At 68.3% G+C, this 23,002-nt stretch carries 22 protein-coding genes; 13 read left to right on the forward strand and 9 right to left on the reverse strand.

All coding sequences use genetic code 11. The annotated features are described in order from the left end of the window. Window positions 1-4 precede the first annotated feature (4 nt). Window positions 5-418 (reverse strand): helix-turn-helix domain-containing protein, encoded by a 414-nt coding sequence (locus EPN98_RS02565; RefSeq protein ID WP_293359876.1) that lies wholly within the window; start codon window positions 416-418, stop codon window positions 5-7. 145 nt (window positions 419-563) lie between these two features. Between EPN98_RS02565 and EPN98_RS02570 the strand changes: the two genes are divergently transcribed. Next, the gene (locus EPN98_RS02570) at window positions 564-956 is read left to right on the forward strand and encodes a hypothetical protein (protein ID WP_293359878.1); all 393 of its coding nucleotides are present in this window, start codon (window positions 564-566) and stop codon (window positions 954-956) included. 16 nt (window positions 957-972) lie between these two features. Here the strand turns inward: EPN98_RS02570 and EPN98_RS02575 are convergent, their stop codons facing one another. After that, window positions 973-2,118: an aminotransferase class I/II-fold pyridoxal phosphate-dependent enzyme gene (locus tag EPN98_RS02575; protein ID WP_293359881.1), complete on the reverse strand. Its 1,146-nt coding sequence runs from the start codon at window positions 2,116-2,118 to the stop codon at window positions 973-975. 112 nt (window positions 2,119-2,230) lie between these two features. Between EPN98_RS02575 and EPN98_RS02580 the strand changes: the two genes are divergently transcribed. Further along, window positions 2,231-3,535, forward strand: coding sequence for an MFS transporter (locus EPN98_RS02580; RefSeq protein WP_293359883.1), 1,305 nt, complete (start codon window positions 2,231-2,233; stop codon window positions 3,533-3,535). Between the two features lie 50 nt (window positions 3,536-3,585). After that, window positions 3,586-4,308 carry a hypothetical protein gene (locus EPN98_RS02585; RefSeq protein ID WP_293359885.1) on the forward strand — a complete coding sequence of 241 codons (723 nt, stop codon included), beginning with the start codon at window positions 3,586-3,588 and terminating at the stop codon, window positions 4,306-4,308. 10 nt (window positions 4,309-4,318) lie between these two features. On the opposite strand, the gene EPN98_RS02590 is transcribed toward EPN98_RS02585, so the two are convergent. Together EPN98_RS02590 and EPN98_RS02595 are read right to left on the reverse strand one after the other, a co-directional pair. Beyond that, the gene (locus tag EPN98_RS02590; RefSeq protein WP_293359888.1) at window positions 4,319-5,185 is read right to left on the reverse strand and encodes a TauD/TfdA family dioxygenase; all 867 of its coding nucleotides are present in this window, start codon (window positions 5,183-5,185) and stop codon (window positions 4,319-4,321) included. Window positions 5,186-5,203: 18 nt separating this feature from the next. Next, a complete protein-coding gene (locus EPN98_RS02595) occupies window positions 5,204-5,575 on the reverse strand; it encodes a limonene-1,2-epoxide hydrolase family protein (RefSeq protein WP_293359891.1) in 372 nt (123 codons plus the stop codon). 114 nt (window positions 5,576-5,689) lie between these two features. Here EPN98_RS02595 and cobS point away from each other — a divergent pair, with 114 nt between their 5' ends. Together cobS and EPN98_RS02605 are read left to right on the forward strand one after the other, a co-directional pair. Next, a complete protein-coding gene (cobS, locus tag EPN98_RS02600) occupies window positions 5,690-6,691 on the forward strand; it encodes a cobaltochelatase subunit CobS (protein ID WP_293359894.1) in 1,002 nt (333 codons plus the stop codon). A gap of 100 nt (window positions 6,692-6,791) precedes the next feature. Next, the gene (locus EPN98_RS02605) at window positions 6,792-7,835 is read left to right on the forward strand and encodes a hypothetical protein (RefSeq protein ID WP_293359897.1); all 1,044 of its coding nucleotides are present in this window, start codon (window positions 6,792-6,794) and stop codon (window positions 7,833-7,835) included. Between the two features lie 7 nt (window positions 7,836-7,842). Here EPN98_RS02605 and uvrC read toward each other — a convergent pair whose 3' ends face one another. Further along, on the reverse strand, window positions 7,843-9,753 hold the full coding sequence (uvrC, locus tag EPN98_RS02610; protein ID WP_293359900.1) for an excinuclease ABC subunit UvrC: 1,911 nt from the start codon (window positions 9,751-9,753) through the stop codon (window positions 7,843-7,845). A gap of 117 nt (window positions 9,754-9,870) precedes the next feature. Between uvrC and EPN98_RS02615 the strand changes: the two genes are divergently transcribed. Next, on the forward strand, window positions 9,871-10,284 hold the full coding sequence (locus EPN98_RS02615; protein WP_293359903.1) for a PAS domain-containing protein: 414 nt from the start codon (window positions 9,871-9,873) through the stop codon (window positions 10,282-10,284). Beyond that, complete coding sequence (locus EPN98_RS02620; RefSeq protein ID WP_293359906.1) at window positions 10,200-11,363, forward strand: HWE histidine kinase domain-containing protein; 1,164 nt, start codon at window positions 10,200-10,202, stop codon at window positions 11,361-11,363. Before EPN98_RS02615 ends, EPN98_RS02620 begins: the two co-directional genes overlap by 85 nt. Before the next feature lie 17 nt (window positions 11,364-11,380). On the opposite strand, the gene EPN98_RS02625 is transcribed toward EPN98_RS02620, so the two are convergent. After that, window positions 11,381-13,171, reverse strand: coding sequence for a long-chain-acyl-CoA synthetase (locus tag EPN98_RS02625; RefSeq protein WP_293359909.1), 1,791 nt, complete (start codon window positions 13,169-13,171; stop codon window positions 11,381-11,383). A gap of 371 nt (window positions 13,172-13,542) precedes the next feature. Between EPN98_RS02625 and EPN98_RS02630 the strand changes: the two genes are divergently transcribed. Continuing rightward, window positions 13,543-14,427, forward strand: a complete 885-nt coding sequence (locus EPN98_RS02630) for a hypothetical protein (RefSeq protein ID WP_293359911.1) — start codon at window positions 13,543-13,545, stop codon at window positions 14,425-14,427. Between the two features lie 81 nt (window positions 14,428-14,508). Here the strand turns inward: EPN98_RS02630 and EPN98_RS02635 are convergent, their stop codons facing one another. Further along, complete coding sequence (locus EPN98_RS02635) at window positions 14,509-15,015, reverse strand: FKBP-type peptidyl-prolyl cis-trans isomerase (RefSeq protein WP_293359914.1); 507 nt, start codon at window positions 15,013-15,015, stop codon at window positions 14,509-14,511. 260 nt (window positions 15,016-15,275) lie between these two features. Between EPN98_RS02635 and EPN98_RS02640 the strand changes: the two genes are divergently transcribed. Continuing rightward, a complete protein-coding gene (locus tag EPN98_RS02640; RefSeq protein ID WP_293359917.1) occupies window positions 15,276-15,845 on the forward strand; it encodes an OmpA family protein in 570 nt (189 codons plus the stop codon). Between the two features lie 25 nt (window positions 15,846-15,870). Continuing rightward, window positions 15,871-16,641 carry a hypothetical protein gene (locus tag EPN98_RS02645; protein ID WP_293359920.1) on the forward strand — a complete coding sequence of 257 codons (771 nt, stop codon included), beginning with the start codon at window positions 15,871-15,873 and terminating at the stop codon, window positions 16,639-16,641. Here EPN98_RS02645 and EPN98_RS02650 read toward each other — a convergent pair. Together EPN98_RS02650 and EPN98_RS02655 are read right to left on the reverse strand one after the other, a co-directional pair. Then, on the reverse strand, window positions 16,638-16,940 hold the full coding sequence (locus tag EPN98_RS02650) for a hypothetical protein (protein WP_293359923.1): 303 nt from the start codon (window positions 16,938-16,940) through the stop codon (window positions 16,638-16,640). The genes EPN98_RS02645 and EPN98_RS02650 overlap by 4 nt on opposite strands. Window positions 16,941-17,040: 100 nt before the next feature. Then, window positions 17,041-18,423: an HWE histidine kinase domain-containing protein gene (locus EPN98_RS02655; protein WP_293359926.1), complete on the reverse strand. Its 1,383-nt coding sequence runs from the start codon at window positions 18,421-18,423 to the stop codon at window positions 17,041-17,043. A gap of 608 nt (window positions 18,424-19,031) precedes the next feature. On the opposite strand from EPN98_RS02655, the gene EPN98_RS02660 reads away from it, so the two are divergent. From EPN98_RS02660 to EPN98_RS02670, 3 genes are all read left to right on the forward strand, one after another. Further along, a complete protein-coding gene (locus tag EPN98_RS02660) occupies window positions 19,032-20,162 on the forward strand; it encodes a zinc-binding dehydrogenase (RefSeq protein ID WP_293359929.1) in 1,131 nt (376 codons plus the stop codon). A 472-nt stretch (window positions 20,163-20,634) separates the two neighbouring features. Then, window positions 20,635-21,633, forward strand: coding sequence for a glycine zipper 2TM domain-containing protein (locus tag EPN98_RS02665; RefSeq protein WP_293359932.1), 999 nt, complete (start codon window positions 20,635-20,637; stop codon window positions 21,631-21,633). A 158-nt stretch (window positions 21,634-21,791) separates the two neighbouring features. Beyond that, a complete protein-coding gene (locus EPN98_RS02670) occupies window positions 21,792-22,982 on the forward strand; it encodes a cytochrome P450 (protein WP_293359935.1) in 1,191 nt (396 codons plus the stop codon). The last annotated feature ends 20 nt before the right edge of the window (window positions 22,983-23,002 follow it).

Genomic DNA, 23,002 nt, shown 5'->3' on the forward strand with positions numbered 1-23,002 from the left:
GGGCTCAGGCGTCCACGGTGAACCGGATGAGCTGCAGCATCGCCGCCACGTCGTCTGGCGCGCCTATCATGATGATCTTCAGCCGCCGGCCCACGGGATCATGCGCCACGTCCAGGCTCATCGGATCGTCGTGACCCCGACCGCTCATGCGGGCGGCCGTGATCTGCCGGGCCAGCCGCTGGGCGCGTTCCGGGTCGACCCCGTCGATATCCACGACGCTGGTGACGCGGATGGAGGACGCCTTAGGCGCCGCGCCGTACGCGCCGATCATGGCTTCCAGGTCCGAGCGCAGGATCCGGTAGGATCGCCCCACCTTCACGGCCCGCACGCGGCCCTCGCGGATGAAGCGGAGCACCGTCTTCGGATGGAGCCGCAGCCGCTCGGCAAACTGCTCGACGGTATAGACCTCTTCCGACATAACATTCCCTAATATTCCTTATTAGGGAGTATATTTGGATTTTTAGGGAGTCAACGGTCGCCACTGCGGAATTGAACGGCGCCAGGTGCGATCACAGTCCGGGATTCCTATCTCAGCAGGACATTCTCGAGAGGAGCAGGGATCGATGTTCGACCTTCGGGTGGCGGGGCTGGCCCTTGCCGCGCTTGCGCTCAGCGGCTGCGAGGGCGCCGGCACGGCCGTCAAGCAGAGTGCGGGCGACTTCGCCAAGGAGGCCGCACAGACGGCGAGCAGCATGGTGGGGGTGAAGACCGCCTGCACGCTTGCGGGTCAGAGCGAGGCCTTCTGCGGCTGCGTCGACGAGCGGCTGGGTTCGAAGCTGGATGCGCGCCAGCTCGACGCGCTCTCGAAGGTGGTCGTGGAGGCGGTCCGCACGGGCTCCGTCGCGGCCGCCGCCGAGGGCTCCGATGCGCTCAGCCCCGAGACGCGTCAGGCGCTGGCGCAGTGCGCCGCGCGGGCGGCCGTGACCGGCGTTGTCGGCGAGGCGAACGCCCAGTAACGGGCCCTGCGCGCCGTCAGGCGGCCTTCGCCCAGGCCGCCTCGAACCAGGGAACCAGCCGCCGGATGGCCTCCTCGATCTCGGGCGTCGAGACCGCGAAGCTCATCCGGATGTAGCGACGACCGTCCACCGGGTCGAAGTCGATGCCGGGCGCGGTGGCGACGCCGGTATCGCTGAGCAGCTGCTTGCAGAACGCCAGACTGTCGTCGGTGAGCCGGCCCACGTCGGCATAGATGTAGAAGGCGCCGTCGGGCGGCGCGATCTTCTCCAGCCCCAGCGCCGGCAGCGCCTCGAGCAGCAGCTCGCGGTTTCGGCGGTAAGTCCCGACGTGGCCTTCCAGCTCGTCCCGGCAGTCCATGGCGACCAATGCGGCGTGCTGGGCCAGCGACGGCGCGGTCAGGAACAGGGCGCCCATGTAGGCCACGGCGCGCGAGGCCTCGTCTCGCGGCGAGATCAGCCAGCCCAGCCGCCAGCCCGCCATCGAGAAGTACTTGGAGAAGCTGTTCACGACGATCGCGCCGGGCTCGAACTCCAGCATCGAATGGGTCGGCTCGGCGTAGCTCAGGCCGTGATAGATCTCGTCCGAGATGATGCGGATGCCCCGCTCGCGACAGACCTGCGCGATGGCGCGAAGCTCGTCGGCCGGAATGATCGTGCCGGTGGGGTTGGCCGGGCTGGCCAGGATGACGCCGGCCGGCGCCGGGTCCAGCGCCGCCAGGGTCGCGGCGGTGAGCTGGTAGCGGGTCTCGGGCCCGCAGGCGATCTCCAGCGGGACCATGTGCAGGGCCTTGACGTTGTTGCGGTAGGCCACGTAGCCGGGCCGCGCCATGGCGATCACGTCCCCCGGCTTGAACGTCGCCGACAGCGCCAGCACCAGCGCGGGCGAGGCGCCGCAGGTGAGCGTGATCTGGATCGGGTCGATCGTGACGCCATAGCTCTCGGCGTAATGACGGCAGATGCGCGCCTTCAGGGGATCGCTGGACCAGTAGCCCATGGCGTCGGCGTCGAGCACCTCGTGGGCGCGGGCGATGGCCGCGGCGGGCGCCCCGGTCGAGGGCTGGCCGAACTCCATGTGGATGACCGAACGGCCCTCGGCCTTCAGCCGCTGGGCCAGCCCGCTGATGGAGATGGCGTAGAAGGGATCGACGATCTGGGCGCTCATGACGGCTGGATACATGCCCGGCGCGCGGCGTCTACGTCCAGAGCGACCGTCATGGCCTTGACCGCAACGGCTGCGGGCGCGAAGGCGGACGGGTTCGAGGGGAGCTCAACGCGTGACGACCACCACAGCCGCAGGCGCCGGCAGCGCCTCCAACCGCCGCGTGCTGGCGGCCAGCCTGGTGGGGACGGCGGTCGAGTTCTACGACTTCTACATCTACGCCACGGCCGCGGCGCTGGTGTTCCCGCAGCTGTTCTTCCCGAAATCGTCCGACAGCGCTCAGCTGCTGCAGAGCTACGCGACCTTCGCCGTCGCCTTCTTCGCGCGGCCGGTGGGCGCCGCGTTCTTCGGCCACTTCGGCGACCGGATCGGGCGGAAGTCGACCCTGGTGGCGTCGCTGCTGACGATGGGCCTGTCGACGCTGCTGATCGCCTTCCTGCCCAGCTATGCGCTGGTGGGCTGGGTGGCGCCGGCCCTGCTTTGCCTGCTGCGCTTCGGCCAGGGCTTCGGCCTGGGCGGCGAGTGGGGCGGTGCGGCGCTGTTGGCCGTGGAGAATGCGCCGCCGGGCTGGAAGGCCCGGTTCGGGATGTTCCCCCAGCTCGGCGCGCCGGTGGGCTTCATAGCGGCCAACGGGCTGTTCCTTCTGCTGGGCGTCATGCTGTCGCCGGAAGCGTTCATCGACTGGGGCTGGCGCCTGCCGTTCCTGGCCAGCGCGATCCTGGTGGGGCTGGGGCTGTGGATCCGTCTCCGGATCACCGAGACACCCGACTTCCAGAAGGCCATGGCCGAGGCCGAGCCCAGCCACGTGCCGATGGCCGAGACCATCCGGCGTCACCCCGGCGCGCTGGTGGCCGGCACCTTTGCGGTCGTCGCCTGCTTCGCGCTGTTCTACCTCTCGACGGCGTTCGCCCTGGGCTATGGGACGGCGACGCTCGGCTACAGCCGCGAGACGTTCCTGGGCGTTCAGCTAGGCGCCATCCTGTTCCTGGCGGCCGGCATCATCATGGCGGGCTACGCCTCGGACGCCAGCAACGCGCGCCGCGTGCTGATGGGCGGCTGCTTCGCCACCGTGGCCGTGGGCGGCGTGATGGGCGCGATGATGGGCTCAGGCTCGCTCATGCTGATCTGGGCCTGGCTGTCGCTGGCGCTGTTCGCGATGGGCTTCGTCTACGGACCCCTGGGGGCGTTCCTGCCCAGCCTGTTCCCGCCCCGGGTGCGTTACACAGGCGCGTCGCTGGCCTTCAACGTCGGCGGCATCATCGGCGGCGGCATGGCGCCCATAGCCGCCCAGGCGCTGGCCGACCGCGGCGGCCTGACCCTGGTGGGCGGCTACCTGGTGGCGGCCGGCGTGCTCAGCCTGGCGGGTCTCTGGTTCTGCAAGCCGCCGCCGGATGTCGCCCAGCCGACACAGCAACCTTAACTTTAGGATTTCCGACAGTTATATGACGCTTCTCGACCGAGAGGCGACGCATGTCGGGCCGCAAGCCTGTGTTGATCGAGTGGCGGTGGGTCGGCTTCGCGCTCGCCGTGCTGCTCGCCTTCGACGTCACCGACATCGCGTTCTATGCGGGCCACGTCCTGTCGCTCCACGGTCTCGCGCCGGGATGGCTGCAGACCAAGCTCTTCGACATCAACCGCGAGTTCGGGCTGGTCGAAGATCTCGAGTACGGCAAATCGCTCGTGTGCGCCGTCGCCATGGGGCTCTGCGCCCGGCGTCGTCGCGAGATCGTTTTCGTCGCGCTGGCGGCGCTGCACATCTGGCTGGCGGCCGATAACGCGATGGCGCTGCACGAACGCATCGGCCGCGTTCTTGGGGAGCGGCTGCTGGGCGGCGCGACCCTGGGCCTGGAGCGGCCGGCCGATCTGGCGCAGGTGGTGTTCTTTGGGACGATCGGACTGATGCTCATCGCCCTCTTCGCGGTGCTACTGCGGCGCGCCCCGCCGCCGCTGGCGAGGACCGGCGTGATCCTGCTGGCCGCGGCCGCATCGCCCGGCCTCTTCGGCGTGTTCGTCGACGCGTTCCGCGCCACGCCCGCGGCGGTCCCGCTCAGCGAAACGGCGCTGATCATCCTCGAGGACGGCGGCGAGACGGTGATGCTGTCGCTGGCGACGGCGCTTTGCATCGGCTGCCTGCGTCACTCCCGGACGTGGGGCCGTTCGCGGGTCGCGGAACCCGCCGGCGTCCGCGCCTAGAGGCGGCCCGTCAGACCGGAACGTCGCCCGCGACCGTCGTGCGGTGCATCACCCGCAGGTGGCCGTCATAGCCGCCCTCGGCGAAATGCATGGTGCAGCGGTTGTCCCACATGAGCACCATCCCGGGTCGCCACTTGTGCCGGTAGCGGTACTTGTCCTGCAGCAGATGCTTGTAGAGGAAGCCCAGCACGGCGTCGGCTTCCATGTCGGTGAGGCCCTCGACGCCGACGGTATACGTCGGGCTGACGAACAGCGCCTTGCGGCCCGTGACCGGATGGGTGCGGACCAGCGGGTGCGGGTGGGTTTTGTCAGCCTCGGCCGAGTAGAGGATCTTCATCGCCCGCTTCTCGGTCTCCCGGGCGAAGAGCCCCTGGGCGCCGTAGGGCCGGCCTGCGGAGTGGATCGCACGCAGCGGCGCCAGCATCGCCTGCATCGTGGGCGAAAGGTCGTCGTAGGCGCGCGCCGCATCGATGAAGAGCGTGTCGCCGCCTACCGGCGGGGTGACCTCGGACCGCAGGATGGTGGCCGCGGGCGGCGCCGGCTGGAAGCTCCAGTCGGAGTGCCAGCCGCCACCGAAGTTGGGAGCCTTCTCATCGGGCTCGCGCCGCAGTTCCAGCACGTTGGGCCGACCGGGCATCGGCGCGATGAAGGGGTCGTCGCCGAACGGACCCATCTGCAGCGTGAAGGCCTCGAGCTCGTCCAGGCTGAGCGGCTGATCGGGAAACGACAGCACGGCGTGCCTGGCCCAGGCGTCGCGGATCGCCGCCATGGTCCCGGCGGAAAGCGGTTTCGACAGGTCGACGCCAGTCACCTCCGCGCCAAAACCGCTGTCCTCGGCCCGCACCTGAATCGGGCCCGCTGTTGCGCCATCCGCCATGACGTTCCTCCCCTGGATCTAGCCGCCCAGCGCCCGAGTGTACGTGGCCAGGTCGAAGTAGTCGCGCCAGACCCTGATCTTGCCGTCCTGCATTTCGAACACCCCGCAGCATGGCAGGTCTACCCGCTTTTCGCCCAGACGCGTCCGGTCAAGCCGTTCGACGATCACCACATCCCCCGCTTCGGCGAGGTTGAGGATGTCCCATTCGGTCGCCGACCAGTCCTTGATGAATCCCGCGATGAAGGCCTGGACCGCGGCGCGACCGACCACCGGCCGGGCGGGCATGTTGTGATAGACGCCGTCCTCGGTGAAGAACCCGGCCAGTTCCGCTGCGTCCAGCCGCGACCAGGCGGCGACGAAGTTGCGGACGATCTCGGCGTTGGCGGCCATGGCGGCAGTCCCTCCCTTCCCCAGCGGCGCCCGGTCCCTGCGCAGGCGCTTCTTCATTTTCCGATGAAACACCCGTTTGCGTACGCGGCGGCAAGCTTGTAATCGAACCCGGCCATGGCCGCTTACGACACAACCGAAGACAAGCTCATCACGCTGACCCCCGACACGGAGGTCGACGTGCGATCGACCTTCAATGTCGACTTCGACATGAAGGTCCCGGCTTTCAGCGAGCGTGACAGCCACGTGCCGGACATCGATCCGGCCTACAAGTTCGATCCTGAGACCACGCGGGCGATCTGCGCCGGTTTCGCCTTCGACCGTCGGGTGATGGTCCAGGGCTATCACGGCACCGGCAAGTCGACCCACATCGAGCAGGTGGCCGCGCGGCTGAACTGGCCGATGATCCGCGTGAACCTGGACAGCCACATCAGCCGGATCGACCTGGTCGGCAAGGACGCCATCGTCCTGAAGGACGGCAAGCAGGTCACCGAGTTCCGCGAAGGCATGCTGCCGTGGGCGCTGCAGCGCCCGATCGCGCTGGTCTTCGACGAGTACGACGCCGGCCGGCCCGACGTGATGTTCGTGATCCAGCGCGTGCTGGAAGCCTCGGGCAAGCTGACCCTGCTGGACCAGAACCGCGTGATCCGGGCCAACCCGTATTTCCGCCTGTTCTCGACCACCAACACGATCGGGCTCGGTGACACCACCGGGCTCTATCACGGCACCCAGCAGATCAATCAGGCGCAGATGGACCGCTGGTCCATCGTCACCACGCTGAACTACCTCAGCCACGACGTGGAAGCCGAGATCGTGCTGGCTAAGAGCCCGTCCTACCAGACGGCCGAGGGCCGGCGGACGATCAACGCCATGGTGCGCGTCGCCGACATGACCCGGAACGCCTTCATGAACGGCGACATCTCGACCGTAATGAGCCCGCGGACCGTGATCACCTGGGCGCAGAACGCCGAGATCTTCGGCGGCGACATCGGGCTCGCGTTCCGGATGACGTTCCTGAACAAGTGCGACGAGCTGGAGCGCGGCACCGTCGCTGAGTTCTTCCAGCGCGCCTTCGGCCAGGACCTGCCCGAGAGCACGGCGCGCGTGCGCGTGGCCTAGCGCTGCGACTGTCGCCGGCGCTCAGCCTTTGAGCGCGTGATCTAGACCAGCCTTGCGGCTACCTCGTCCCGGCGCGATGCTGGCCGCGGGAGGACTGGCCATGAAGACGATGCAGATCGCGCTTGGCTTCGGGGTGGCGCTGCTGGCGACCACGGCGCTCGCTCAGGGCAAGCGGCCCGACATCGAGGGCAACTGGACCAACGCCACGATGACATCGCAGACGCGCCCGGCGCAGTACGGCGGGCGGCTGGCGATGACGGCCGAGGAGGTCGCCAAGATCGAGAGCGCCGCGGCGGCGCAGATCGAGAAGGGCAACCAGCGGACCGATCCCAATGCCCCCACCGTCGCGGACGGCACGGTGGGCGGGTACAACCGCGGCTTCCTGGATCCCGGCCTGCGGGTCATGCGCGTGCGTGGCGAGCCCCGGACCAGCCTGATCACCACGCCCGACGGGCAGGTTCCCGCCCCGCGCCCCGGCTCGAAGGTGTCGGCCGCCGAGATGCGCGCGTTCTCGGGCTCGCCTTACTATCTCGATCAGTACGGCGCAGCCGCCCTCTATGGCGAGGATCAGCAGACCGCGCGGCGCTACAACAATCCGGAAGAGATGAGCCTGGCCGACCGGTGCCTGACTTCGTTCGGCCGCAACGGGCCGCCGCCGATGATGTCCAACGGCTTCTACAACAACAACTATTCCATCGTTCAGGGGACCGACGCGGTCGTCATCGTGGTCGAGATGGTCCACGACGCGCGGGTGGTCCGGCTGGGTTCGCGGGAGCATCGGGCGGACTCGGTCAGGCCCTGGTTCGGCGATTCCGTCGGCTGGTACGACGGCGACACGCTGGTGGTGGAGACCACCAACTTTCCCAAGGCCCAGGCCTTCTTCGGCGCCTGGGAAGACCTGAAGGTGACTGAGCGGTTCCGGCGGGTGAGCAAGGACCGGCTGGGCTATGCGTTCACCGTCGAGGCGCCCAGCGTCTGGGACAAGCCCTGGGGCGGTGAGTACGAGTTCGCCGCCCTGGACGGGCAGGTCTACGAGTACGCCTGCCACGAGGGGAACTACGCCATGCCCGGCATTCTGGGCGGCAGCCGCGCGGCCGACCGGGCCGAGACGGCCGCGCCGGTGAAGCCAGGCGGCGCGAACTAGCCGACCCCTATTTCCGGAAGTAGTCCCAGACCCGCTTCGCCAGCGCCTCGCTCACCCCGTCCACCTTCGCGAGGTCCTCGACGCTGGCGCGGCTGACGCCGCGGGCGCTTCCGAAGGCGTGCAGCAGCGCCCGCTTGCGCCCCGGCCCCACGCCCTCGATCTCGTCGAGGGGGTTCTTCTTCATGTCGATGGCGCGCTTGGCCCGGTGCGTGCCGATGGCGAAGCGGTGGGCCTCGTCGCGCAGGCGCTGGAGGTAGTAGAGGACCGGGCTCTTCGGCTCGAGCATGAAGGGCTCCTTGCCGGGGATGAAGAAGCGCTCGAGGCCGGCATCGCGGTCGGGGCCCTTGGCGACGCCGACCACCGGGATGTCGTCGACGCCCAGGTCGGCCATGATCTCGAGAGCGGCCGAGAGCTGGCCCGCGCCGCCGTCGACCAGCACCAGGTCGGGACGCGCAAAGCCCGAGTCCTCGCCCGTGATCCCTTCCTCTTCCTCCTTCACCAGCCGCGCGAAACGGCGGCGCAGCACCTCCTTCATCATCCCGAAGTCGTCGCCGGGGGTGAGCTCGGTGCTCTTGATGTTGAACTTGCGGTACTGGCTCTTCTGGAAGCCGTCGGGGCCGGCCACGATCATGCCGCCGACGGCGTTCGTGCCCATGATGTGGCTGTTGTCATAGACCTCGATCCGCTCGGGCTGGGTCTCAAGGCCGAAGGCCTCGCAGACCCCGGCCAGCAGCTTGGACTGGGCCGAGCTCTCGGACATCTTCCGGCCCAGCGCCTCGCGGGCGTTGGTGTGGGCGTGGTCCACCAGCTGGCGCTTCTCGCCGCGCTGGGGCCGACCGATCTCGACCTTGCGGCCTGATTTCTGGGCGAAGGCCTCCTGCAGCAGCTCGCGCTCGGCCGGTTCGATGGAGACCAGGATCAGCCGGGGGATCGGCTTGTCGTCGTAGAACTGGCCCAGGAAGGCGCCCATGATGTCGGCGTCCTCGTCGCTCTTGTCGACGCGGGGGAAGTAGGCGCGGTTGCCCCAGTTCTGGCCGGCGCGGAAGAAAAACACCTGGACGCAGGCCTGGCCGCCCTCGGAGTGCAGCGCGAAGACGTCGGCCTCCTCCAGGGTCTCGGGATTGATCTGGGTCTCCTGCGCCACCGAGGCCAGGGCGCGGATGCGGTCGCGCAGGCGGGCGGCCACTTCGAACTCCATGTCGTCGGAGGCCTTCTGCATCGCCTCCGACATGCGCTGCATGACGGCCCGCGAGCGGCCGCGCAGGAAGTCCTCGGCCTGATCGACCAGCCCGGAGTAGTCCTCGATGGAGATCAGGCCGGTGCAGGGCGCTGCGCAGCGCTTGATCTGATGCAGCATGCAGGGCCGCGTGCGGCTCTCGTAAACGCTGTCGGAACACGAGCGGAGCAGGAACGCCTTCTGCAGGGTGTTGAGCGTCTTGTTGACCGAGTAGGCGGAGGCGAACGGGCCGAAGTAATCGCCCTTGATGGTGTGGGCGCCGCGGTGCTTGCGCAGCTGGGCCGCCGGGTGCTCGCGGCGGATGACGATCTCCGGGAACGACTTGTCGTCGCGCAGCAGGACATTGAAGCGCGGCTTCAGCTGCTTGATTAGGTTGATCTCGAGCAGCAGGGCGTCGGTCTCGGTGCGGGTGGTGACGAACTCCATCGAGCGCGTCTGGTCGACCATGTGGGCGATGCGCTGGGTATGGAAGCGACCCTGAGCGTACTGGATGACGCGCTTCTTCAGGCTGCGCGCTTTGCCCACATAAAGGACTTCGCCATCCTCCCCCATCATGCGGTACACGCCGGGGCGATCCGGCAGGCGGGTGACCTCGTCCTTGATGAGCGCCGCACCCTTCAGCGGCGCGGCGTCCAAACGCTCGGCGTCGATCAGGGACGGCGGGGGAGAGGCTTCCGACATGGCCACGAATATAGGCGAGTCCTGGCGCGGCTGCAGGGCTGCCCCATTTGCCCATCCGGGCGCGGGAACAGGCGTGGCCATGGCGCGTTGCCCGAACGAGGGGGAGCGTAAGCAACAATGGGCGCCACCGTGACTGATCGCCTGGCTGTGGGCGCGCCCACGATCGATTTTGCGCGGCTGTTCCGAGTCCTGCCCAGCCCCTACATGATCCTGAACCGCGACCTGCGGTACGTGGAGGTGAACGACGCGTATTGCACCGTGCTCGAGCGGCGTCGCGAGGATCTCATCGGCGCCTACCTGTTCGATGCGTTCCCGGACCCCGGCGAGAGCGGGCGGCGACTGAAGGCGTCGCTGCAGCGCGTGCTGGAAACTGGTTTGACCGACTCCCTGCCGCTGATCCCCTACGCCATCGAGCGCCCTGCGGCCCGTGGGGGGGGGGGTTCGAGATGCGCTACTGGTCGGCCGTGCATGCGCCGCTGCTGGATTCGTCCGGCCGCTGCCAGTTCGTCGTGCAGAACACCGTCGATGTGACCGAGCTGCAGCGGTTGAGAACCCTGGCCTACGGGCCGGGCGGCGAGCCGGCGCCGGGCGAGAAGGACATTCTGCAACGCGCCCAGGAAGTGCAGGCAGAGAACCAGACGCTCCTGCGCGAGACCCAGGACCTGCGCCAACTGTTCATGCAGGCCCCCGGGTTCATCGCCGTCATCGCCGGACCCGAGCTGCGCTTCGCCCTGGCCAACAACGCCTATCAGCGCCTGATCGGCGACCGCCAGATCATCGGCCGCCCTGTCGGCGAGGCCCTGCCCGAGGTGGTCGAGCAGGGCTTCGTCGCGCTGCTGCATGGCGTGATGGAACGTCGCGAGCCCTTCGTGGGCCAGGCCATGAGCGTCAGCCTGCGCCGCACCCCGGACGCACCCCTTGAGGAGCGCTTCGTCGACTTCGTCTTCCAGCCGATCGTGACCCCCGGCGGCGACGTCACCGGCGTGTTTGTCGAAGGCAGCGATGTCACCGACCGGGTCCATGCCGAGCGGCAGCAGAAGCTGCTGGTCGACGAACTGAACCACCGTGTGAAGAACAGCCTGGCCACGGTGCAGGCCATCGCGCACCAGACCCTGCGCACCGCCGCGAACCCGGCGGCGTTCCAGGAGGCTTTCGAGTCGCGGCTGATGGCCCTTTCGAAGACCCACGACCTGCTGACGGCGACGAACTGGCGCGGTGCGGCGCTACGCGACGTGTTGTTGGCCGAGCTGGGACCGTTCGGCCCCAACCAGTATGAGCTCGAGGGCCCCGACGTCGACCTGACGCCCGCCGAGGCGCTCGCGTTCGGGCTGGTGGCCCATGAGCTGGCGACCAACGCGGCGAAGTATGGAGCGCTCTCGGGCGCCGACGGGTGTGTGTCCGTGGAGTGGGCCACCCAGGACGGGCGGCTGGCGCTCACCTGGCGTGAGCGCGGGGGGCCGCAGGTCGCGAGCCCGACCCGTCGGGGGTTCGGATCACGGCTTATCGAACGCAGCCTGCAGGGCCAGCTCGAAGGCAGCGCAAAGCTGGAATTCGCGCCGGACGGTCTGATCTGCCGGATCGAACTGCCGTTGGGCGTCGCCAAGAGCTGACCTCGAACGGTCGCGCGCTAGATCTTCACCATCCCGGCCTGGAGCTTGTCCCAGACGGACTTGGTGATCTTCACGTAGCCCTTCTTCGGGTCGTGGAAGAACAGCGGGCCCTTGACCTTCGCGGGGTCGTAGCCGTCGGCGACGAGGTCGACCTTACGGATCTTGAAGGTGCCCGTGGTCTCCATGGCCGGCAGCAGCCGGACGAACAGCGGCTGGGCGTAGGCGGGCAGCTCCTGCCTGACGTGCTCGCTGAACGCCTTGGCGTCGAAGACGCCATCCACAACGAGGGCGGCCATGCCGGCGCGGCCGTCGGCGCCGTCCACCGCCACGCCGTAGACGTTGGCCTCCTCGACACCCGGGAACGCCAGCAGCCGTTCGGCCACCTCGTTCGTCGACACGTTCTCGCCCTTCCAGCGGAAGGTGTCTCCGATGCGATCCACGAAATAGAAGTAGCCGTCAGCGTCGGTCCGCAGGAGATCGCCGGTGGCGAACCAGGCGTCGCCGCGCTCGAACACGTTGTGCAGCACCTTCTTTTCGGACGCCGCCTTGTCGAGATAGCCGGTGAACTCGCTGCGGGCGTCGCCGGCCGCGATCTGGCCGACACACTGGCCGACCTGGCCGGGACCAGCCTCGATGCATAGCCCGTCCAGGCCCCGCACCACCTCCTCGGTCTCGACGTCGTACTGCACCAGGCGGATGTTGAACCGCTTCTTCAACCACTTGGGCACGCGCCCGACCGCGCCTTCCCGACCATCGAAGTTGAACAGCGAGACGTTGCCCTCGGTCGACCCGTAGAACTCGAGCACCTCGGGCACGCGGAAGCGCTGCTTGAGTTGCGGCCACACATCGGGTCGCAGGCCGTTGCCGAAGGCGAGCCGGATCTTGTGGCGGATCTCGTCCTCGTCGAACTCGTGGTTCACAAGGTAGCGGCACAGCTCGCCGATATAGACGAACATCGTGCAGCCCTCGGCCACGATCTCCTTCCAGAAGTGGGTGGCCGAGAACCGGCGCCGCAGCACCACCGAGCCGCCATTGAGCAGCGCCGCACCAACCCCGCAAAGGCCGCCGGTGGCGTGGTACAGGGGCAGCGTCACATAGATCCGGTCCTTGGACGTCGCGCCCGTGGCGCCGGCGAACCCCCGCATCATCAGCTGGGCGCGCATGTGGGTGATCCGGGCGGCCTTGGGCAGGCCCGTGGTGCCTGACGTGTAGATCAGGAGCACAGTGTCGGCGGCGGTCATGTCCTCGCGGACCGAGCGGTCGGGCGGAAGCTGGCTGCAGCTCTTCAGAGCCTGGCTCAGGTCGCGCTGGTCGCCATGCGCCTGCGCCAGCACCCACTCCTGCATCTTGCGCTCGAGCAGCGGGCGGGCCTGTTCAAAGACCGGCGAGGTCTCGGCGTCGACGATGACGTGATTGGCCCCGGAGATATTCAGGCAGTGGGCGAGCGGCAGGCCCGTCAACTGGTTGTTGATCAGCGCGGTGACCACGCCCACCTTCGACAGCCCGTACCAGATCGCGAAGTACTCGAGCCGGTTGGGCATGAAGAGCGCCACCACCTGGCCGCGGCGCAGGTTCAGGCCCTTGGCCCAGTGGGCGTAACGATTGGCCATGGCGTCGAGTTCACCATAGGTGACGGTGCGCCCCTCGAAGGTCATGGCGCGTTCGTTGCGCCATTGCTCGACCGCCGCCTGGATGTCGTCGCAGATCAGATTGTCGCTGTCGCGGGCGATGGACTTCACCCGCTTCAGGGTGCGCTGGAGCCCCTGCCAGAACCGCAGGTCGCGTTTCAACCTGGCCTGAAACCGCATCCACTTCTCCAGTCGACGTGCGACCTTGGCGAGCGCCGGTCGGGCCGGTCAAGCGTCGCGCCAGGATTTTCCCCGCGATCATCGACAAGTGTGGCGCCCCCGCATTCACCGGAGACTGCCCGAGCGGCCCGGGACGCCCCCCTGCGCCGCGAGCGCCTGCCCAATCTAACTTACGACCTGACGACGAAGATCAAGTTCGAATTGCGGCGAGCATGCGCCGGGCCAGAGTCCAGGTTTCGGACGAATTCATGGATGCAGTCCATGTAAATCTCCCGGAAGGATGAGTGCACATCGCGTCTCCCCCAGTTCGTTGCGGAACCGCCGCTCCAGGGACCCGTTTGTTTGGTTCGAAACATTCTGGAGGGATCCGCATGTCCACGAATTTCGAACGCGACAGCTCCGAGAAATCTGTCACCGAGCAGGAGGGCGTGTTGTTCGCCCAGCCGATTTGGGAGCGTCGCAGCAAGAAGCGTGGGGTCTTTGCCCGCAAGACGCCGCCGGCGTCGACGACCGTCGCCCCCGAGGCCCGCAGCTTCGCGGGCGAACGCGAGGACGACACCTTCGTGCAAGCCCCGCTCGTCGAGCGTCCGATCGAAGGGGCCTATCCGGTGCGCGACGACTACGTCCGCTCCGAGGCCGCCGATTATGGCGCGACCACGCCCCCCGCGACCACCTCGCCGGTCGAGGACGACGCGAGTCTGGTGGCCCCCATCGGACGGCCCGCGGCGAGGACCTCGCATGGCGCCCGCTCGAAGAGTATGGGACCCGCCGCGATCGTCGCCGGCGTCGTCACGCTGGGCGCGTTGGGCGCGGTCGGATGGTATGCCAGCCGGGGCGACGAGGGGGTCCCTGAACTCACCGCCGGTCAACCCGCTGATGAACAGGTCGCGACCGCCCCGCTGCCGCCGGTCGTTCCTGCGGCCCCGGCCGCGATGGACACATCTGTCAATCCGCCCGCCGTCGCCGCGGCTCCGCGGATCAGCGCGCCCGCCTCGGCGCCGGTGCGCACGGCCCACGCCCGTCCGGCCGCAGTCGCGGCGCCCAGCGCAGGTGAGAGGGGCGTGAATGCGAGCGCCACCACCGCCTTGCCGCCCGGTCCGCAGCCCTATTCGACGCTGAACCCGGGCGCGAATCCGCCGGCTTCGGTGACCCCGCCGGCCACGACCGAGGCCGCCCCCGCCGCCCTCCCGGCTACGCCGCCCGTGGAGACCCCCTCGCCCACGGAAACGGCGCCTGAGACGCCGCCGACGTCGTAACTCCAGCATAGCTGGCGCATACCGTTCGAGGGACGGAGACGGGGCGATGCGTTCCTGGAACGGCGTCGCCCCTTCGCGCGACTACTCCCCGTCGATGCCGATCAGCTCGATCTCGAACAGCAGCGTGCTGCCGGGCGGGATGGGAGGGCGATCGCGGTCACCGTAGGCGATGTCAGACGGGATCACGAACTGGAAGGTCTCGCCGACCCGCATCAGCGGCACGCCCTCCTGCCAGCCCCGGATCAGCCGGCTCAGCGGAAAGGTCGCCGGTTCGCCGCGGGCGCGCGAGCTGTCGAATTCGCGCCCGTCGATGAAGCGGCCGACGTAGTGGATCGTGACCGTGGACTCGACCGTCGGGCGTGGGGCCGAGCTCTTGGCGGCCTTCACGCGCCGGTATTGCAGTCCGCTCTCCGTCACCTTCCAGCCGGGACGCGCGGCGCTCCAGGCCTCGTAGGCCTTCTGCCCCTGAACCCACTGCTCCTGCGGCGTGCCGGTGTAGGTGATCCTGGCCGGAGCCTGAGCGGGCGCCGTGGCGCAGGCGCTGAGCGTGAGGGCGGCAAGAGCAACGAGAGCGGCGCGGGCGATCATGGGGAGTCCGTAACGGTGAGCATCTGGCGCGAACCTAGGCCATATCCGCCGCCCCGCACCACATCGAACCTAGTGCGACGTCGTTCTTGAGTATTCGGCGACCATGTACCGATCGGGATATCGATACTTGATGCAAGCTTAGCCGATGCGGAAGTCTCATAGCAGAGCTCCGTCAAACAACTGCCGCGTTCTCGTCTGATTGATCAATCAGTAACAGCTTAACGGTGGCGGGCGAAATCAACCCTATTGGAGGAACCTGGATGATTCTGCCTGTGTCGAAAGTGGTTCTCGCCGGAGTGCTGATGGCGGGCGTGGCCGGCCTGGGGGGCTGCGCAACCAAGAAATATGTCAGGGAGCAGACCGCGGTCGTCGGCTCCCGCGTGGACGTCGTCGAAACCCGGGTGACCGCGGTGGACGGAGTCGCAAAGGACGCGCTCGACCGCGCGACGGCCGCGGGCAAGCTGGCCGAGGGCAAGTTCCTGTTCACCGAGGTGCTGTCGGACGACAGCATGAAGTTCCCGGTGGACCAGGCGACGCTTTCGCCCGAAGCCCAGGCCCGGCTCGACGCCTTCGTGGAAAAGCTGAAAAGCGAGAACAAGAACGTCTACGTCGAGGTGCAGGGCCACACCGACGCCTCGGGTCCCAAGGACCACAACTACAAGCTGGGCGAAGAGCGCGCCGAGGCGGTGCGGCGCTACCTGAATCAGAAGGGCGTCGCGCTGAACCGGATCGGCACGATCTCGTACGGCCCGGACTCGCCGGCGGCCGACAATGACAGCCGTGAGGGCCGTCAGCAAAATCGTCGCGTCGTCCTGGTGGTCCTGAGCTAGCGGTGGAAGGCGACGTCGCCAGCCGATGGCCCCCACCCGCCGCCACCTGGATCGACGACGTCGCCTGATCACCGGCGCCCTCAGCGGCGCGCTACACGCGGCGCTGCTCGTGGCCCTGGTGACGATCCAGCCGCCTGCCCCGTCGGCGCCAGTCGCGCCTGAACCGATCCGGGTGCTGCTGACGCCACCGCCGCCGGAGCCGCCACCCCCGCCCGAGCCTGAGCCCCAAGCCGAGAAGCCGGAGCCAGCCCGGACGAAGACGACGTCCCCCGCTCCCAGGAAAGATCCGCCCCCGCCCAAGCGGGTCGTAGCCCAGGTCAAGCCGGCGCCGCCGACCGTTGTCCCGATCCCAGCCGCCCCGAAGGCGGCCTACGGCTTCACCGAAGCCAGCGACGGCGACGTGGCCGGCGCCTCGACGGCCGAGGGCGGCGGCGGCGACCGCGGCTCAGGCGCCGGATGCAACATGACCCGGCGGCTCCAGACGGCCCTGCGCAAGGATCGCCAGGCGCAGGCGGCCATGTCGCAAGCGCATCGGGGACGGCCGATCATGATGTGGAACGGCGACTGGGTGCGCCACCCCAGTCAGGAAGGCGCGGGGCTAGCGGCCGTGCGCGAGGCGATCCTGTGGGAAGTCGGCTTCGCGCCCGAAGCCTGCAAGACGGAGACCCAGCGCGGGATGGTGCTGATCTCGATGAACGACGGACCGGGCGCCGCGCGCCTCGTCGTCGGCTCGGGCGCCTGGCGCTGGCAGGATCTGCTGTTCACGCGCGGCCAGGGGCGGGGAGCGCGGAACTAGTTGCGGGCCCGGGCCGCCAGCCGCTTGGCCTCGGCCTCGGTCAGCTCCGGCGGCCAGGCCAGGTTGGCGCGCCACTTCAACCGATGGCAGCCGGGGCACGGCCACTGCACCCGGCGGGCCACCACGGCCAGGGGCGTCGTATATCCGCCGGCCTTCAGTTCGCGCAGGCGGTGGATGATCCGCTCGGGGCTGTAGCCCTTGGTCCAGCCACACATGGCGCACGTCACCGCCAGCCGGCAGCCCGGGTAGCGGGCGAAGTCGCCGACGGACGCTTCCGGGCCAAGCGGGATGACGCGCATAGGGCGGGGATCTCGAAAGGTCATGATTCGAACAAAAGCAGAACATCGTGCGGCGCGCGACTCCGCTGGGGTTGAGTCTGCGGGCCGCTACACCCGCCAGCTAGACGCCGGCTCCATCGATAAGGGTGAGCATGTCGGCGCGGTCGGGCAGAACGGCCTCCATGGCGCAGGTCAGGCCCGCCGCGTCAAAGGCCATCGCGGCGGAGCCGCGCAACTCTCCCTGCAAGGCCCGCTCGATCAGGCGCGAGCCGAAGCCCCGGCGCGTGGGCGGCGCCACCCTGGGACCGCCGGTCTCCACCCAGGTCAGCCTCAGCCGCTCCCCAGGCCGCTGGAGCGTCCAGGTGACGTCGACACGTCCGCTATGGCGCGAGAGCGAGCCGTACTTCACCGCATTGGTGGCCAGTTCGTGGAACACCAGCGCCATGGTCAACGCCGCGCCGGGCGTCAGCCAGACCTCAGGGCCATCGAGGCGGATCCGCTCCGACGCGCCATCGCCGAAGGGCCGCAGCGCCCGGTGAGCCACCTCGTGCAACGCCGCGCCGTGCCAGCGCTCGCGCGTGAGCACCTCGTGCACCTCGGACAAGCCCATTAGCCGGGCCTCGAACTTCTCGTAGGCGCTGAGGGGATCGGGCTCGCCGCGTAGAGTCTGCGCCGCCATCGACTGCACGGTGGCCAAGGTGTTCTTCACCCGGTGGTTCAGTTCGTTGATCATCAGGCGCAGCTGGCCCTGATAGCGCTGCTGCTCGGCCTGGGCGTCCTTCCGCGCCGCGATGTCGGCGATGACGGAGATGAAGTAGTCCGGCTCGCCACCGCTCTTGCGCACGAGCGATACGGTCAGGTCGATCCAGACAGGTTCGCCCGCCTGACCGATGTAGCGCTTCTCGATGGAATAGGTGTCGATGTCGCCGGCGAGCAGCGCCCTGGCCTGGGCCATGTCGGTGTCCAGGTCGTCCGGGTGGGTGATCTCCTGGTATGTGCGCGTCAGCAGGTCGGCGCGCGAACGGTGCGCGATCTCGCAGAATCGATCGTTGACCTCGAGAAGCTGGCCATCCGGCGCGACGCGGGCCACGCCCATCGCCGCCTGGGTGAACACGGCGCGGTACTTTCCCTCGGCAGCCTCAAGGCGAAGACGCGCCTCGACCCTTGAGGTCACTTCCTCGGTGTAGAGAACCAGCCCGCCGATGGAGCCGTCGTCCGCACGCCAAGGGGCGATCGACCAGCGGATCCACTCCACCTGGCCGTCGGCGCGCTCGAAGGCCTCGCCCTCGTGACCGAACTCGGCGCCTTCGGTCAGCACGCGGGCGTGAATGTCGCGCCAGCGTTGGGGGATGTCAGGGAAGACCTCATAATGCAGCCGGCCTTCCATCGGCGTGTCGCCGGGCAGTCCCTGGTCGGTGAGGTACTGCGCCGAGGCGGCAAGGTAGCGCATCTCGCGGTCGAAGATCGCGATGCCCATGGGCGCCTGGCGCAGAGCGGTGAGCACGGCCGCGCTGCGCACAGCAATGCCTGGAGCCTCAAGGCCCAACGCCTGCCCAGAACTGTCCAAACGCCGACCGTCCACGCCATTCCAACCTGGCCGACACCATAGTCCCGCAGACCGCGAGCGCCCAATGCCTTGCAAACATGGAGATGTGGGGAGGGTCGTCGGCCGACCAGGCGCCCGGTCAGAGGGGCTGGGGGGGCTGTTCAGGATCCGGACCAGATGCGAGGCCAGCCGACGCATCCCTTAGACACCGGCCCTGTGTCCGACGCAGGTCCGGAATAGGGCCATTTCGCGGCGTGGCTGAGCGGCAACAAGCGGCGGAGATATTCAACCTGCGAGAGGTATGCGCTTGCTGGCGGCGCATCGATGGAGGATGAGGATCGGTAACGGCGTTGGGCGACCGACGCCGGGGCGTGGGGCCCCCGCGGCGCTTCCGGACTCTTCGGGGTTCGTGCGGATGAAAATGAAGCGGCAGGGGCGGCCCGAGAGGGCCGCCTTTTTGCATTACGGGCCTTACGCCCGGCGCCTTTCTTCACCTCAGGGCTTGGCGAAGAGCAGCGGACGCGCCATGTCCGCCGCCTGACAACGTAAAATCCAGGGAGGGGCCAATGGCCGGGATTCCGCAGACGGGACTGCAACTGCTTTCGACGGTGAAGAGCTCGGGTGAACTCGAGCTGAGGCTTGCCGACGTCCCCGTCGCCGCGCCGACCGGCGATGAGGTGCTGGTGCGCATCGAGGCCTCGCCCATCAACCCATCCGACCTCGGCCTGCTCCTGGGTCCCGCCGACATCTCGACGCTGAAGAGCGAGGGCGGCGTGACCACCGCCAAGGTGCCTGAACAGTTCCTGAAGGCCCTGGCCGCCCGTCTGGACCAGCCGATGCCGGTGGGCAACGAGGGCGCGGGCGTCGTGATCGCCGCCGGCCCCGACGCCAAGGCCCAGGCGCTGATGGGCAAGACCGTCGCGCTGCTGGGCGGCGCCATGTACGGCCAGTACCGGACGGTAAAGGCCGGCGACGTGCTTCCGCTGCCGGCTGACGCCACCGCCGCTGACGGCGCCTCATGCTTCGTCAATCCGCTCACGGCCCTTGGCATGACTGAGACCATGCGCGCCGAAGGCCATACCGCCCTCGTCCACACCGCGGCGGCGTCCAACCTGGGCCAGATGCTGAACAAGATCTGCATCAAGGACGGCATCGACCTGGTGAACATCGTCCGCAGCCCCGAGCAGGCGAAGATCCTGAAGGATATCGGCGCGAAGTACGTGATCGATTCCAGCGCGCCCACGTTCCAGGACGACCTGCTGCAGGCGCTGATCGCCACCAACGCCACGATCGCCTTCGACGCGATCGGCGGCGGCAAGCTGGCCGGCCAGATCCTGGCCGGCATGGAGGCTGCGGCCAACGCCAAGGGCGGCGCCTACAGCCGCTACGGCTCCAGCGTGTTCAAGCAGGTCTACATCTATGGCGGGCTGGACACGCGTCCGTCGGAGCTGAACCGCAACTTCGGCCTGTCGTGGTCGCTGGGCGGGTGGCTGCTGACCCCGTTCCTGGCCAAGCTGGGCGCCGAGGGGACCCAACGGCTTCGCCAACGCGTGGTGGATGAGCTGAAGACCACCTTCGCCAGCCACTACACCGCCGAGATCTCGCTCGCCGAGGTCCTCGATCCGAAGGTGATCGCGGCCTACCAGAAGAAGGCGACCGGCGAGAAGTTCCTGGTCAATCCCGCCAAGGGGCTCTGAGGGCCGCGCAAAGAAAAGGCCCGGCGATCCAGGAGGGAACCGTCGGGCCTGAAGTCTGTTGGCGGGGAAGTCGTGCCGGAATGACCTCCGCCGCGGCTTCGGGGACCCTTGCTGCAAGTCATGGGCCAGTCTTTCTGGCTCGAACCGGGACGGCAGCGCTTGTTCCTGGCCGCGAGCCCCCACATCCCCGGACTGTCCGCAGGCCTTGCGTATTTTGGCTGGCGTACGGAGGCCCCGGCGCGCGAAAGCGGGTCGGGGCTTTTTGTGTGCAGCGTTACAGAACGGGCGTCATCGACCAGTCTACCGCCAAGCTCAGGCGAACTCTTGATTTCAAGATAAGTTCCCACCAAATAACAATTATTGTTATGCAAACACTGTAGTAATATCGTCTTCATAACACTTGAATTTACTGAACTCGATCCCATGTATGAGCGACGGGAAGGGTATGCCCCTTCCTCGGGAAACTCACTTCATGCGAATTCACCTTCTGGTCGCCGGCGTCGCCGCCGCGGCCATCGTCCCCACGCTCGCCCTGGCTCAGCAGACCTGCGAACAGCGCCGCTCAGAGCGGGTGGCCGGCACGGTCGTCGGCGCCGGCCTCGGCGCGCTGCTCGGCAGCGCTATCGCAGGCAAGGGTGACCGCACCGCGGGCGCCATCGTTGGCGGCCTGGGCGGCGGCGTGGTCGGCAATCAGGTCTCCAAGGGGAATGGCGACTGCGCCAAGGCCTACGGCTTCTACGACAACTCCGGCGCCTGGCACGCCAGCAATGTCGCCCGAGGCAACGCCCAGGGGTACTATGATCGCGAAGGCCGCTGGACAGATGGCGCGCCGAACGGCCACTACGATACGGCCGGCCGCTGGAGCGTCGCCAACACCGAGCCCTCGGCCGCCGGCTACTACGACGCTCGCGGACGTTGGGTTCCCGTCTCGGCCACCGGCTACTATGCCGACAACGGACGTTGGGTGACCGGCGCGGCGCCGGGTCACTACGACCGCTCGGGTCGCTGGATTCAGCGTCCCTCGAGCGGACGCTATGACGCCCGGGGCCGCTGGATCGCGGGCCAACCGTCGCGGGCGAGCGGCAATGGTCGGGGCGAAGTCCACCTCGGCTACTACGAGCAGGGCCGCTGGCACGCCGGCGAGACCACCGGCTACTACGACGCCCGGGGCCGCTGGATTCCCGTTGAGGGCTGGCAGCCCAACCGCCAGCGCGGTGCGCAGATGGACATCGACGCGCGCCAGTCGTGGCTGGGCCAGCGCATCCGCAATGGCCTGGACGACGGCAGCCTGACCCGCCGCGAGGGCAATATGGCGATGCGCACCATGGCGTCGATCGAGCGCGAAGAAGCCGGTCTGCGCACGCGCAACGGCAACCTGCGTCCGCGTGACGAGCAGATGATCCAGGCGCGGCTGGATTCGCTCAGCGAGAGCATCCGCGTCGCCCGCCGCGGTCCGGTCCGTCAGTACTGAGCCACCACATCTCCGCACCGGCCTGCGTACGTTGGCCGGGTGAGCGAACGGCCTCAGCCTCCTGATCGGGGCTGGGGCCGCTTTGCTGAGCGCGTCGGCCCCTTGCGTGACCCGCGGTCAAGCGGGTCCAATCCTCGCAAGAACGCGGAGGATTCCCCTTGAAGATCGACCTGCTCTCGCCCGGCAGCTTCGACGGCGGCCAGCCGCACAATCAGTTCGCCTGGCTGCGCGAGAACGAGCCCGTCCGCTGGCACGACGAACCTGGCGGCAAGGGCTTCTGGGCCGTGACCCGCCATGCCGACGTCTGGGCCGTAGACCGCGATTTCCAGACCTATTCCTCCGAGCCCACCATCATGATCACCGACCCCCTGGCTGAGGCCGGCGGGTTCGGGCCGTACAAGATGATGCTGATGATGGATCCGCCCGAGCATACGGCGTTCCGCAAGCTCATCCGGTCAGAGTTCACCGAACCGGCGGCGCGCCTGCGCGAGGGGCGTATCCAGGAACTGGCCCGACAGATCGTGGACGCCGTCATCGAGAAGGGCGAGTGCGACTTCGTGAACGACGTCGCGGGCGAGATGCCCAGCTTCGTGATCGCCGAGCTGATGGGCCTGCCGCTGTCGGACGGGCGCGAGCTCTACAAGCTGACCGAGATCATCCACACCGCGCCCGAGGCGCTGCCGCCCGGCGCCGGCGGCCAGGCGGTGATGAAGATGTTCGAGTACGGCTCCAAGGTCATCGCCGAGAAGCGGGCGCGGCCGGGCGACGACCTGGCGTCCAGGCTGCTGGCCTGCGAGGTGGACGGCCGCAAGCTGGAGGACATGGAGTTCCTGCTCTTCTTCCTGCTGCTGGTGGACGCGGGCGGGGACACGACCCGCAACCTCCTGTCCGGCGGCCTGCTGGCGCTGATGGAGAATCCCGAGCAGTACGCCTGGCTGATGGCCGACCTGCCGGCCCGCCTGCCCACGGCGCGCGAGGAACTGCTGCGCTGGACCAGTCCGGTCATCTACATGCGGCGCACCGCCAAGCACGACGCCGATCTGGCCGGCGCGAGGATCAAGGCCGGCGACAAGGTGGTCATGTACTTCGGCGCCGCCAACCGCGACCTCGCCGTGTTCGAGCGGCCGGACATCCTGGATCTCTCTCGGCCCGAGAACCCGCATATCGCCTTCGGCACCGGTCCGCACGGCTGCCTGGGCCAGCACATCGCGCGCATCGAGATCGACGCCATGCTGCGCGAGGTGTTGACGCGGATGAAGGCCTTCGAACTGGCGGCCCCGGTGGAGTGGCTGCCGTCGAACTTCATCTCGGGACCGAAGTCGATGCCCATCCGGTTCCAGGCAATTTGAGCCGCAATCTCGACACGCTG

The sequence above is a fragment of the Phenylobacterium sp. genome, from assembly GCF_004299445.1.
Taxonomy (GTDB): Bacteria; Pseudomonadota; Alphaproteobacteria; order Caulobacterales; family Caulobacteraceae; genus Phenylobacterium.